A 13,046-nucleotide genomic window follows, 5' to 3' on the forward strand; every position below is an offset into this window, starting at 1 on the left:
TGATGTTCAAGAGCTCGATCTATGACCGCCTGCAGCAGGTGCGCCCGGCAGAGCCCGAGGCGCCGGTCGTCAAGGTGCGCAGCGACTACCGCACCGACACCCTGTGTCTGCTGGATGGCGTGGCGCTGACCTCGGCAGGGGCGGTGGCCAAGGGGCAGTTGCCGTCATCGGCGGCGGCCGAGATCTCCGCGACCCTGCGTGGCCCGGATGGCTATGGCCTGCTGGTACACGAAATCGCGCTGGGGCAGGCGGGCGCATCGCCTGCCTCCGGCGAGCAGGTGGCACGCCTCGATCGCCGCCATCAGCGGCTCGAGACCTTGATCCAGGCCCTGATCATCGACGCGCTGCTGATGCTGGAAGCGCTGCCGGAGGGCGCGCCCTTCGATATCGTGCTGAGTGCGCCGATCCGTCATGCCAGCCTGGTGGAGGGGTTCATCGCACGCCTGCGCGAGACGGTGGCGGCCACGCCCTTCGCCGACGCGCTGGGCAGCGTCACGCATCGCGCGGCGGCCGAGCAGGACCTGCATGAACTGCTGGCCGCCGAAGCGTCGGGTGGCATGCCGCATGTCATCTGGCTCAGCGTCGACTCGCTGTTGTTCGACAGCAGCGTCTCGGAGCTGTCGCGATGCGGTCAGCTGGCGTATGCCTCCCGCCCGAGCGGTCTGTTTCCCGGTGAGGCTGTCGCGGCGCTGCTCTTCGAGCGTCTCGCGTCTGACTCATCGGCTCCCTTGCAGGGCTGGCAGGTGCCGCTGGCGGCAACGCTGACCCATCCGGCGCGGGGTAGCCGCGAGCTGCGCCGCTCGCCGGCACCGCTGATGCAGCTGATCGAGCGCCAGTGGCCCGTGCAGGCGGAAAATGACGAGCATGCCTCTACCCGCGAGCCGTTCGAGCCCATGCGTCTGGTGATGGATAGCCTCGGGCTGCCCGGTCGCGCGGTGGAAGCCGGCACCAGCCTGATGAATCGCTGGCCGGGGCTGGACATGATCGAGGACGGCACCACGCTCGACAGTTTCTGCGGCTGGCCGGGAGACGCCTGGCTGGCATTGGCGCTGGTGCTGGCAATCGCGGAACTGGAAGACAACGACAGCGCCCTGGTCGTATCGCTGCGAGACGATACTCAGACTCAGGTACTGGCACTCATGCCCTGTGCCGGTTAGCGCTGACGGCGCTGCATTTGCCCTGTGCTGACTGTGCTCGTCCTGTGTTGACTGTGCTCGTCCTATGTTGACTGTGCTCGTCCTATGTTGCACATCGCTGCGTCTTGAGACGCATGACCCGAACTGAACAAGCCGGTGCACTCGCTTGCCGAGCGAAGAAGCGCGCGCACCGTGAGGATGTTAAGGATGGCAGAGAATTCCTGGCTGGATAGCCTGCTGGAGTCGTTCGAGATTTCACTGGATCAGAACGAGCGCCTGCTCACGCTTGAGATGAGTGGTGCGGACTTCATCCCGCATCGCCTGGTGGGGGAAGAGCGCATGTCGCGTCCCTTTGCCTATACCCTCGACTGCATCTCCCAGAACGGTGATATCGAACTCAAGACCCTGATGGCGCAGCCGGCGGCGCTCTCGGTGCGTCAGGCCGATGGCAGTTACCGCAAGCTCTCGGGGCTGGTCGAGTCGGCCGCACTGCTCGGTGAGGATGGCGGCGTCTTCTATTACCAGCTGACGCTGGTGCCGTGGATGGCGATGCTCAAGCTCGGCCGCGACAGCCGCATCTTCCAGGACCTCACCGCGGTTGAGGTGATCGAGTCGGTGTTCTCGAAGCACGCCATCGCGCAAGGCGAAGCCCAGGGCGGCTGGCGGCTGGATCTGCGCCGCGAGTATCCGGCGCGCAGCTACTGCGTGCAGTATCGCGAGAGCGACTTTCAGTTCGTCAATCGCCTGATGGAGCAGGAAGGGCTGTTCTACTACTTCGAACATGCCACTGACGATAGCGACTTCAATGGCCACCGCCTCGTCATCACCGACGATGTCGCGACCTGCGCACCGGTCGAGCCGCAGGTGATTCGCTTCCACCGTCAGGATGCCACCGAACTGGAAGACTCCATCACCCAGTGGAGCGGCCGCCGTCAGCAGCAACCGACGCGCGTCAGCCTCGGCACCTTCGATTACAAGCAGCCGGGCCTGGAGAAGCGCTCCGGCCAGGACACGCGCAGCGATCAAGGCAACCTCAGCGAGCAGGAAGTCTACGACTACCCCGGCGAGTACTATTTCGACGATCACTCGCGCGGCGAACGCCTGACCGTCAATCGCCTCGAGGCGCATGAATCCCGCGCCAAGCGTTTCTATGGCGCCGGGGGCACCCGCCAGTTGAAGGTCGGCCGCTGGTTCGAACTCAGTCAGCACGCCCGCCATGAAGACGGCGACTCAAGTGAACGCGAATTCCTCGTGCTGGGCCTGACCGTCTGCGCCGAGAACGCGCTGCCGGTCTCCGCGCACCTCAAGGCGCTGCCGGGCAGCCTGCAGACGCGCATGGCCGAGGCACGCAAGGCGCATGGCCTCAATGAAAGCGCTCACGAAGACTACGCCGATGTCGGCACCGGCCAGTACCTGATCGACTTCGAGAGCCAGCGCCTCAGTCAGCCGTACCGTCCGTCTCTCGATCATCCGCGCCCCAATCTGGGTGGCCCGCAGACCGCGATCGTCGTCGGCCCCGCGAATGAAGAGATCCACACCGACTCGCTCAACCGCGTGCGCGTGCAGTTCCATTGGGACCGCAGCGAGAAGGGCGCCGCCGACGCCAGCTGCTGGCTGCGTGTCGCGCAACCCAACGCCGGTGCCGGCTGGGGCAGTGTCTTCGTGCCGCGCATTGGTCAGGAGGTCATCGTCGACTTCCTCGAAGGCGACGTGGATCGCCCGCTGATCACCGGGCGCGTCTACAACGGCGACCAGGCCCCGCAATGGCACTCCAACGGTCTGCTCTCCGGCCTCAAGAGCAAGACCTACCGCGGCAACAAGTACAACGAGCTGGTGTTCGATGACGCCACCGATCAGGAGCGCGTGCGCCTGAACTCGGAGCACGAGAAGTCCCAGCTCAACCTCGGCTATCTGATCCACCAGCAGGGCAACACACGCGGCAGCTTCCGTGGTACCGGCTTCGAGCTGCGCTCGGACGCCTACGGCGCAATCCGCGCGCATCAGGGCCTGCTGTTGACCAGCTGGGGCCAGATCGCCGCCAGTGGCGAGCAGCTCGATCTCACGCCCGCTCAGCAACAATTGGCCAGCGCCTATCAGCTCTCCAATACGCTCAGTGACAGCGCCACCAGCCACAACGCTGAGGCGCTCGAGTCGCGCGCGAACCTCAAGCAGGCCAGTGACGATGCCCAGGGGCGTTACGGTGCGGCAGACAGCGGCACCAACTTCGATGGCAGTTCCGCCGCAAGCGCCAGCGCGGGCGGGCGCGGTGAAGCCGCTCGTCTCGATGCCCCCTGGCTGCATGTCAGCTCACCGGCGGGCATCGCGTTGAGTACGCCGGAATCCACCCATCTGGCCCAGGGCAAGTCACTCAGCATCACCAGCGGCGAAGACATCAATCTGGCTACCGGCCGCAGCCTGATCGCCTCGCTCTCCGAGAAGTTCTCGCTGTTCGTGCAACGTGCCGGCATCAAGCTATTCGCCGCCAAGGGCAAGGTGGAAGTGCAGGCGCAGAGTGACGCGATGGAACTCACGTCCGAGAAGGACATGACCATCACCTCCACCGAAGGCACCGTTACCCTCCAGGCCAAGAACGAGATTCTGCTCACCAGCGGCGGCGGTTATATCCGTCTGAGCGGCGGCAATATCGAAGTGCACGGGCCGGGTAAGGTCGATGTCAAAGGTGCGCAACATAGTTTTGGCGGGCCTGCGAGTCTGGAGGCGACGTTGGGCGAGCTACCGGAGGGTACTACTGATTGTGAAACCAAGCATAAAGGCGCTGCAGGTCGCGGCTCGGCATTGGTCGATGGGTGAGGTCACAGAATGACAAATTGGCTGATTCACGATCATCTGAATGGACCGCTGACACTTGAGGGTGTCGAGTTTGTCGGTGCGTTCCAGCCACGGCGTCGATTGGATCTGCACGCGCTGACACCACATCTTTATCGCATCACTGAGTCGGCGGCAGCTCAAGTCAAAGAGCAAGCAGAGGCGATGTCGCGCCATGAAATGCCACCTTCGCATTGTGCGCTATTGCAGGCAGATGTCGATGCGAGCGCCTTGTTGGATCAATTGAGCCGTTTCTGCCTGGTAGCCACTCCAACGGCAAAGTGGATGTATTGCCGTTTTTTCGACCCTCGAGTCATGACTCATCTGCGATGGATTTTGACACCCCATCAGCTCCAATCTCTGTTGGGTAAAATTGAACGATGGGAGTTTTTGGATTCACGCGCGCAATGGGTTGTATTGAATAGTGCCCCACAATCTAAGTATCAATTGAGGTTGGTATTCGATAAAAATCAGGAGCGTACCTTGTCCGTCTTGCCATTGCTGCGGGACTGCCTGAAACAGTGGCGGCTTCATGACCCACTGGCCCCGCAAGATGACGCACAAGCTGGCGCTCGTGTTGCCGACTGCCTGAATCGCGCACGCGAGCACGGATTGAGGGATGAACGTGATCAAATCGCACTGACTCTGCATGAATTACTGATCCATCCAGATATCTGCCAGCACCCTGACATCAAGAACGCGATTGTTCTGGCGAAGGGTGGCGAGGGCTATCGACACGTGACGGCGGGCTGGTCAGCGGCACGTTGGGAATCTATTCAGATACAATTAACCAATCGGGAAATGACGTAGTATGAGCGCGATTCCGAACATCAACGAAGTGGTGGCAGCTGCTACTGCAAACGCTTCCAGTCAAAGTAACGATGCCTCTTCCGATACAGGAGGCTGCAGCGATTGTCAGATGTGCCAGAAATCCCCAGGGCTGGTCATACTCCCGGTACGTTACGCGGCAATTGCTGAAAGCCACGCTCACGGTATTGATGGACTCGTCCCGATAACAAGTGGAGGGAACTTCGGTGATGGCGTCCTCGACAAGTCGATGCAGAAAGCCAGCTATATTCTGCGGTGCATGCGATTCGGATACTTTTATCTGCACTTTCCGAATGGCGATGCGGACGGTGTCAAATGGCGCAAGTATCGTGTCACCAGTGACAGCAATTTCATTCCTCTTCCGATCGATGGTCTAGCAGCACCTGGTATAGAGAAAACCGTAGCTTGTCGCAGTGGCAGCGATTGGCAGATGGCCCGTTGTGTCACGATCAGCCAGCCGGAGAAGGTGACACAGGCATGGTTGGCATTTTCAGACACTGACTGGGATAACACGGTGCGGGATCAGGTTGCACAGAATCCCTCCCAGCGTATGCAGTTTCTTGACCCTTCTCTTTGTATCTCCCCGGCAACGAGTCAGCCCCACACCGCACCGCTTTCGACAGTGACCAATTGGGTAAGTGAATATCGCCATAATACGGCCCAAAGCTTCAGCAGTACCGTGGCTGACAAGGATGATCAACAAAATACCGCTACCTTCGAATCCGTCTACCCCTATCACTGGCGCGCCTTTGAAGCAGATGATCTGATCGGTACAGCCGAGCGAGCATCGCAGGGGCGGTCCATTCTCTTTGCGACTCATGACCCGCGGGGTATCACCGTTGAGCTCAATGCCGAGCAGATACAGGCAGTATCCGCGTCGTTGCAGCGGTATAGTTGGGTGCTTTCCTCGACTCACGGTATTCGTAGTATACGTGCCGCCGTAGAAGGGGATGCTGAAAGAGATTACAGAGATAGCATTCTTGGTAGAGAGCAAAATAACCTTGATTATACGAATAGTCAGATCGAGGAAATAAATAGTCGGTACGATAATGTCGAAGATCATGAAGAAATACTTAACCGCAGAACCATGCTCGAAGAGAATCGCAATAGAATTCAATATCGTCTCGAATATCTGGAGAAAAACAAGATTGATGAAGCTCGCCTTACGCGCATCCGCCGGCAAGCTTGGAATGATACGAGAGATGGGGATACCTATCTACGCAAAAGTGATGAAGCCATTGATGAGGCATACAATCAGGCGCTCGATAATATACAAAAGGCCGCAAAAAAATGTAGTGATCTCTTGTCGATCGATCATGCTACATGGCTGAAGTCCGAAAGTTTATCTAAAGTATTTAGCACCGACTATGTCACGAATCGTCTAGATTCAGGGGTTGAATATGTCGAGGACTTCATAGAATGCATCGAGGATGCAGCTGATCGTCATGAATGCGCTGAGGTCCTTCAGCAGTGGGTCAGTGCGGGTGATATTTTTGAATCGTCTAATGTTTATTTGCGCTGTCTTGGTCATAATCAAGACAGTCATATATCTTCCATACAAGAGACTTCCTCTCCTGTTACTCTTCAGAACGCAGCCAATGTGTTGGACGGATATCGACGAGTATGGGAAAGTAGCAGAGAAAAAATCTTTTTATCTGATAATGTGGAAAATGCTGCACGCAATGCATATGCACGCCTGATACACCAAAGTGGAGCACCAATAGCCCGCTTTTTATCGAATAAGCTTGACCAAGCTGTCACGCGTACATTCATGGCAGCTTCCATGCTTTCGACCGACCGTATTCTGATACAACGAGATCTTAAAGGCACCTCTGCTCAACATATTGCCATGATGGCCAATCAAAGTCGGGAGTTGATACCGGCCAATAAACGCCCAACTCAGAAACAGATGCAAAAAATAATCAGAGAATGGCTGAAAAAGTCAGGTATCAATTCAGATATGAAGGTACCTCATTTCTTCTATCTGGATAAAGCGATGTTGACTGCCACCGCAGAAGGGCACGGCTCAAGAGGTGAGGCGACATTACGCTTGCTTCGCTCATCAGAAGATATACTTTTGACTCCCAAGAGTATGCGTGAATCAATCTTACCCAACTTCCGAAAAATAATAGATAGTGACGTGAGAATGAGTAGTATTGGGCTCTTTTTCTCCGCTATCTCTGTTTACTATGCCAATAGCGCACTAGACAAAGCTAGTCCTTTTAAGAATAAAGAGATGCAGTGGCGTTTTAATTCATCAATCATTACAATAATAGGAGGTATAAGCGAACTGACCTCCAAGGGCCTCAATGCGATAAAAGTAGGCGGTTACCTAAGGGTAAGGCGTGGATTCGTCGTTACTTTTGATATTTTCGGCCGTGTCTTTGGGGCCATAGGAGCGTGGATTTTAGCGGGGTGGGATGGCATGAATGCTTTAAATGAGGCTAAACGAGGAAATGGCTGGCTTTCGTTTTTATATTTCCTGTCTACACTTTCCGGAATTGGCTTAGGCTTTGCTCTGATAATGGTCTCTCTTGAAGCTATTGCATTCCTTTTTGCCGTTGGTCTTCTGTTGTCTATATTAATCTCAGTCTTCTCTATTGAAGATACCCAGAATTGGTTAAATCACTGCTTGTATGGACAAGCGGATAGGTTCAAAAGTATATCAGCTTCTGATAAAGAACTTTCTAACGTGCTGGAGTAATGTGATGAATATCGAAAAGTATCTTCGTGTTACGGGTATGATAAAAAAAGGTGAGTATCCTGATATTGAAATTCCAGTATTTAAGGAAGGAGAAGGAATTAAATCACCGCCTCAATCAATATTTTATATTGGTAAGAGTCATATGATTCTTGGGGATACTGATTTTAGAGAAAGAGGAAGGCTACTTGGAGCAAGTTTTCTATATGTTCCAGTTATTGTGACACTTTGTTCGATTTTTGCTTATTTTATGTTTTCGGCTCAAGAATACTTCTACGCAGTTTTTTCGTTTTTTTTTGCTATATTTGTATTTCATCCATTTATTTTAGGTGCATGGTTTGAAGTGAAAAAAGACTCAGTCTATCCCGTAGTCTTTAATCGTGAAACTAGTAAAGTCTATTTTTTCAGCAATAAAGATTACCAGCCCAAGGAAATGCCTTGGCAAGATTGTTTGTATGCTGTTGCTTATAAAGGAAGGTCTATTATGGCCTGCCAATATGAGTTGCGTGGATTTTTAATGGACGGACATCGTGTCGAGGATAGTTTTTCCTTCGGTGATACTGTTCTTGAAATGAAAGAAGCCCCCAAGAATGAGGTTTTTTATCTTTTTTATTATATACAAGCATTCATGGAGTATGATGATCAGTTTGAACAACCGCCTAAACTCATGTCTTGGCGACCATCGTTATCTGAATCCGCTCGACATACGATACCCAGGCTCATCACAGATAACTCGACTATAAATTTCCTTTCTACCGTTTTTTATCGCTCTATGTGTGTCTTTTTCTCATGGCAAATACTTGGGCATTATCTCATCTGTCGATATGGTAAGATTCCACAATGGTCACAGGAAATTATCGATGAGTGCGGTGAAGATATAGTTTTAAAATAGCTATATCTTTTTTGAATGCAATCATGGAATACAACACACTTATCAGACCAGGTAGAGAAATTATCCATGTTCAGTTCAGGCGATGGCGTTATCGTGCTCGGTGATAGCACGACACATGGCGGCAAGGTGGTGTCTGCCCAGTCCAACTATCTGCTGGAGGGCAAGCCGGTGGCAGTGGTGGGAGACATGGTGACGTGCCCCAAGGATGGCCACAGCACCTGCAGCATCATCGAGGGGCATCCCACCATCAGCTTGAATGGCAAGCCGGTAGCGTTCCACGGCTGCCATACGGCATGTGGGGCGGCGTTGATCTCTGCGGCGAGTGGCAAGCACGGCCTGGGATAAGGGCGTGAGCTAATCCACGTGGTATCTGTGTTCGATGATCCCGTAGCCTTGGCTGCGGGATTTTTCGTCAGGAACCCATGTGAACTTACCAAGTAGGTATATCTGTGAGGACGCGTAGGCCTGACCGTTATCCTGGATAACGGCCCGGAATTCGCGACCATGAAGCTGTCGCGAAGGCCTTGCCAGCAAAGATATATTTCTGTGACCCCTACTGCTCGGGCCAGCGAGGGGCTAACGAAAACACCAATGGCTTGATACGTCTGTACTTTCCTAAGGGAACGGACTATCGACAGGTCAGCAATGCAGAGCTATGCAACTTGGTCGAGAAGCTGAATGATTATCTCCCGAAAAATACCTCGGCAATCGAACACCAGCGCAAATATTTTGGGGGGAGTGTTCAGGATCTTTGGTGACTGTAGATGCTGTACTCGTTACTTGAGTGTAAGGAATGTTTTAAGCTTTATTGAAGTTGGAGATTATCTCTGGGAGTTGCTGTGGATTTCAAAGGTCTAACTCAAGGTAAGCTTCTTAGATACTCCGTAAATAGGAAGTTGACTGAAGATGAAAAAGTAAGGCAATTAAATCCTAAGCATAAAATTCAATGCCTGCCGAAAGATCTTTTATCGGTTGTCAAAATGAATAATAGATATTTGGAAGTAGTGGATCGTTGGTATTCTCATAAAGGACATTCATTAATATATGCTTTCGGGATGTTGGTTCTATTTTTCTTTACATCAATTGCATTGTTATTAGCTACTATTGATAAAGAAGAATCTGGGGCATGGATCGTTCTTATGGGTATGTTGGTGATTCTATCGCCGCTCGGTTATATTGGATATAAATACTTAAGGTTGGAATCTTTTCAAAAAACGTACTATCCAGTCAGGTTTGACCGAGTGGAGCATAAAGTGTATGCAATTTTACCTAGAGGTAAATTCGTAAGCGAAAACTGGGATGACTTGTTTATTTACATCGAGGCTAACAACATACCCTTTTCTAGCGAAGATTATTATGAAATAAAAGCACATGTGTTGGCTGAAGATAAAGAGACTGTTCTAGAAACATTCTCTTTAGGTTATCCCGCCTGGGGTGATGAAAATGATACATATGCAATTTGGGAGTTTATCAGGAAATACATGGAGGAGCCTGCAGGGTATAATGAGAATTCGAAACTTATAGATATATGCATGCCGATAGATAATAAAAGAGAGGGTTTTTTATTTTGTATCTTCAGAGCAATGCTTTTGACATCCATCAACCCTGTGCTGCAATTTATAACTTCTCCTTTTATGGCAGTTCTAGCTTGGTGTCGTCTCTTCGCGGTGTATACAAGTAAAACACCCGAATGGCCCACTTATATTAAGGAGAAATACGAAAATGTGAGTGTAGATAAATTTAGTAAAAGCTCTGAAAATAATGTCCAATTGAAGTTTGTTGAAGGTACTTGGCCTATCATATGTTTCGTTGTAGGCAGCATTATATCAAGCGCCTTGATTTATATTGGGTGCTATAGTTTAGTGGGGTTGTTATAAGCTATGTTCAGTTCCGGAGATGGCGTCATCGTGCTCGGAGATAGCACCACTCATGGTGGCAAGGTGGTGTCTGCCCAGTCCAATTATCTGTTGGAGGGCAAGCCGGTGGCAGTGGTGGGGGACATGGTGACGTGCCCCAAGGATGGCCACAGCACCTGCAGTATCATCGAGGGGCATCCTACTATCAGCTTGAATGGTAAACCAGTAGCGTTTCATGGCTGCCATACGGCATGTGGGGCGGCGCTGATCTCTGCAGCAAGTGGCAAGCACAGCCTGGGATGAGGGCGTGAGCTTGTCCATGAGGTATCCGTATTCGATGATCCCGTAGCCTTGGCTGCGGGATTTTTAGCAGAGATTTTGTAGTGTCCTCTTTATCGCACTTATGCTGGATATGTATGGATCATAGGAGTAAAAATAACTTTTCGTATAAAATTTAACAAAGGATAGCCCTGTTGTAAAATCAGCACATCATGTATAAACCCCTAAGCCTTATTTATCATAAAGAGTAATTTTATGAGTAAGTTCATAAGCTCAAGAGATTTGAGTTACTTTATAACATGCTATAATGATAAATATATCGAATTGGTTGGGACTATAAATGACATTAGGGGGCGAAATACTTCGCTAGCTTTAATGTTTATTCTGTTTATATCTGGCATGATTTTTTTATCGACTTATTTTCTCGTTAATGGAGGGCCAAATTACCTAATGTGGACTTGTAGTATCGGCCTCATTTTTTGTTTTATTTTTTTAGTTTTTTTATTAAAATCGCTAATGTTTGATGCTTTCAGACTAACGCAATATGCTGTTAGAGTGAATAGGGAGTCGCAGTGTATTTATATATTCAGGCATAATAAATCCTGCGTAAAATGGTCTTGGGAAAATGTAAGATTTACTATTGTATCTTCTACAGGTCAAGAACGAGCTCTTAATGGAGCAATGGCATCCATGTGGGCCAATTTAATTGATAAAGATTCTAATGAAATTATTGATTCAGCCCCCATAGCAAGTGATTCATTAAATCGTCGTGAGCTTTTGGAAAGGTTGCTGCTTGAGATTAGTAATTTTATGGACTACAGAAATAATTTAAATTCTGTAGATCTCGATTTCTGTTCACCAGGATCGACAAGACGTGAAGGGCTTATGTTTGGGATCATCCATGCTTTTTCGGTTATCCATACTGCGGCTTTAAAATTAATTGGCTCGCCTATTATTTCTGCTATAGTATTAGGTAGATGGTTTGCTATCTACACATCCAAGCTTCCTAAGTGGTCTAATGAGGCAAAAAGTGATTGTAGATTAGAAGACGACGAAATGTATATGGATTGGAGCAATAATAAAGTAGATAATTTTTGGATAGGTGCTTGGCCTGTTGTTTGTTTCTTTATTGGCTTTTTTGTGGATGTTGTCGCCTTGCTATATTTTTATAAATCTCTAGTGACATAGCACTATAGGTGATGTCGATTTTTTATGACTTCTAATGCGTTTCATGGAGAAGAGTAATATGTTCAGTTCAGGCGACGGTGTCATCGTGCTCGGAGACAGCACAACACATGGCGGCAAGGTGGTGTCTGCCCAGTCCAACTATCTGCTGGAGGGCAAGCCGGTGGCAGTGGTGGGGGACATGGTGACGTGCCCCAAGGATGGCCACAGCACCTGCAGCATCATCGAGGGGCATCCCACCATCAGCTTGAATGGCAAGCCGGTAGCGTTTCATGGCTGCCATACGGCATGTGGAGCGGCGCTGATCTCTACAGCCAGTGGCAAGCACGGCCTGGGATGAGGACGTGGGCTGGTCGATGAGTTATCTGTATTCGATGATCCCGTAGCCCTGGCTGCGGGATTTTTCGTTCTGGATCTGCGTGAGCGCCGCGGTCTCATGTTTCAAGCGGCGCATTGCTGTGGCGGGGGCTGCATTCACGTTCAAGGTTTCATTGAAAGTCTTTCTCCGTGCCGCGGGTTTTTCAGCCAGGCAGCGAAAGATAGTGTCAGTCACTTCCCGAGACAGAGCTGCTGCCACGTGACGCAGCAGATCTTGCCGTTGGGCCGATGACAACCATTGACTATAAGGGGCATCTCCATGCTCACCTTGATCGTGAAATTTGACGTCAAGCCCGAACAACTCGATACCTTCAAGCAGGCCTTGGCTGACAATAAGCTGGGCTCAGCGGCTGAACCGGGGATGCTGGAAATGCGTTTCTTCGCGGCCAAGGATTCTCCCACCACCATCTTCGCCTACGAGCGCTGGGCAAGCGCCGAAGCGCATCAGGCACATGTGAATCAGCCCTACGCGCAAGCCCTACTGAAACTAGCTGACACGGTGTTGGCATCGCCATTCGAGGTGATGCCCTTGAACGATACTGACCCGGCGCCATTGCATGAGGCGAACCCCAGGCACGTGCAGCCGGAAGATGAGGTATTCAGTATCTTCTTCATCTTCAAGATCAAGGAAGAATATCGCGCTCGGTTGCTGCAGCAATTCACCACGCATGTGGCGAAGACGCGCAGTGAGGAGCCGGGCAATCTCGTGTTTGATCTGTATACCATCGAAGGCCAGGTCGACACGCTGGTGATATACGAGCATTGGCGCACGGAATCAGACCTGTGGGACATTCATTTCCAGCAGCCCTATGCCATCGAGACAGGCAAACTGTTGGAGCAGGCCATGGTTGGTGATATGCAGCAGTACCTGAACATCGTCAGCGAGTTCTGAGCTGACTGGCAGGACATACTCTCTCTACACCTCCATCTTGAAGACAAGGCGCAGCCACCTCGGGCTGCGCCTT

Annotated in this window: 11 protein-coding genes; all 11 read left to right on the forward strand. The window is 51.4% G+C overall.

Features of this window, described 5'->3' with window-relative positions:
• Window positions 1-2: 2 nt before the first annotated feature.
• The 11 genes from HXS65_RS03725 (at window position 3) to HXS65_RS03780 (ending at window position 12,973) form a co-directional block, all read left to right on the forward strand.
• On the forward strand, window positions 3-1,157 hold the full coding sequence (locus HXS65_RS03725) for a hypothetical protein (protein ID WP_176493136.1): 1,155 nt from the start codon (window positions 3-5) through the stop codon (window positions 1,155-1,157).
• 186 nt (window positions 1,158-1,343) lie between these two features.
• Window positions 1,344-3,947, forward strand: a complete 2,604-nt coding sequence (locus tag HXS65_RS03730; RefSeq protein ID WP_176493137.1) for a type VI secretion system Vgr family protein — start codon at window positions 1,344-1,346, stop codon at window positions 3,945-3,947.
• Window positions 3,948-3,956: 9 nt separating this feature from the next.
• Window positions 3,957-4,772, forward strand: a complete 816-nt coding sequence (locus tag HXS65_RS03735; protein WP_176493138.1) for a DUF4123 domain-containing protein — start codon at window positions 3,957-3,959, stop codon at window positions 4,770-4,772.
• 1 nt (window position 4,773) lies between these two features.
• Complete coding sequence (locus HXS65_RS03740) at window positions 4,774-7,494, forward strand: T6SS effector BTH_I2691 family protein (protein WP_176493139.1); 2,721 nt, start codon at window positions 4,774-4,776, stop codon at window positions 7,492-7,494.
• A gap of 4 nt (window positions 7,495-7,498) precedes the next feature.
• The gene (locus HXS65_RS03745; protein ID WP_176493140.1) at window positions 7,499-8,383 is read left to right on the forward strand and encodes a DUF6708 domain-containing protein; all 885 of its coding nucleotides are present in this window, start codon (window positions 7,499-7,501) and stop codon (window positions 8,381-8,383) included.
• Between the two features lie 66 nt (window positions 8,384-8,449).
• Window positions 8,450-8,728 carry a PAAR domain-containing protein gene (locus HXS65_RS03750; protein ID WP_077377206.1) on the forward strand — a complete coding sequence of 93 codons (279 nt, stop codon included), beginning with the start codon at window positions 8,450-8,452 and terminating at the stop codon, window positions 8,726-8,728.
• Window positions 8,729-9,222: 494 nt separating this feature from the next.
• A complete protein-coding gene (locus tag HXS65_RS03760) occupies window positions 9,223-10,260 on the forward strand; it encodes a DUF6708 domain-containing protein (RefSeq protein ID WP_176493141.1) in 1,038 nt (345 codons plus the stop codon).
• 3 nt (window positions 10,261-10,263) lie between these two features.
• Window positions 10,264-10,542, forward strand: a complete 279-nt coding sequence (locus tag HXS65_RS03765; RefSeq protein WP_176493142.1) for a PAAR domain-containing protein — start codon at window positions 10,264-10,266, stop codon at window positions 10,540-10,542.
• Between the two features lie 231 nt (window positions 10,543-10,773).
• Window positions 10,774-11,706: a DUF6708 domain-containing protein gene (locus HXS65_RS03770; protein ID WP_176493143.1), complete on the forward strand. Its 933-nt coding sequence runs from the start codon at window positions 10,774-10,776 to the stop codon at window positions 11,704-11,706.
• A 58-nt stretch (window positions 11,707-11,764) separates the two neighbouring features.
• A complete protein-coding gene (locus HXS65_RS03775; protein ID WP_176493144.1) occupies window positions 11,765-12,043 on the forward strand; it encodes a PAAR domain-containing protein in 279 nt (92 codons plus the stop codon).
• Between the two features lie 297 nt (window positions 12,044-12,340).
• The gene (locus HXS65_RS03780) at window positions 12,341-12,973 is read left to right on the forward strand and encodes a putative quinol monooxygenase (RefSeq protein WP_176493145.1); all 633 of its coding nucleotides are present in this window, start codon (window positions 12,341-12,343) and stop codon (window positions 12,971-12,973) included.
• The last annotated feature ends 73 nt before the right edge of the window (window positions 12,974-13,046 follow it).

The sequence above is a fragment of the Cobetia sp. 5-25-4-2 genome (assembly GCF_013374075.1).
Lineage (GTDB): Bacteria > Pseudomonadota > Gammaproteobacteria > Pseudomonadales > Halomonadaceae > Cobetia > Cobetia marina.

Bases quoted from the DNA above. Each gene is read 5' to 3' on its own strand.
- HXS65_RS03740 (WP_176493139.1), top strand. From the start codon at position 4,774: ATGAGCGCGATTCCGAACATCAACGAAGTGGTGGCAGCTGCTACTGCA.
- HXS65_RS03730 (WP_176493137.1), top strand. From the start codon at position 1,344: ATGGCAGAGAATTCCTGGCTGGATAGCCTGCTGGAGTCGTTCGAGATT.
- HXS65_RS03780 (WP_176493145.1), top strand. From the start codon at position 12,341: ATGCTCACCTTGATCGTGAAATTTGACGTCAAGCCCGAACAACTCGAT.
- HXS65_RS03725 (WP_176493136.1), top strand. From the start codon at position 3: ATGTTCAAGAGCTCGATCTATGACCGCCTGCAGCAGGTGCGCCCGGCA.
- HXS65_RS03765 (WP_176493142.1), top strand. From the start codon at position 10,264: ATGTTCAGTTCCGGAGATGGCGTCATCGTGCTCGGAGATAGCACCACT.
- HXS65_RS03750 (WP_077377206.1), top strand. From the start codon at position 8,450: ATGTTCAGTTCAGGCGATGGCGTTATCGTGCTCGGTGATAGCACGACA.
- HXS65_RS03745 (WP_176493140.1), top strand. From the start codon at position 7,499: ATGAATATCGAAAAGTATCTTCGTGTTACGGGTATGATAAAAAAAGGT.
- HXS65_RS03775 (WP_176493144.1), top strand. From the start codon at position 11,765: ATGTTCAGTTCAGGCGACGGTGTCATCGTGCTCGGAGACAGCACAACA.
- HXS65_RS03770 (WP_176493143.1), top strand. From the start codon at position 10,774: ATGAGTAAGTTCATAAGCTCAAGAGATTTGAGTTACTTTATAACATGC.
- HXS65_RS03735 (WP_176493138.1), top strand. From the start codon at position 3,957: ATGACAAATTGGCTGATTCACGATCATCTGAATGGACCGCTGACACTT.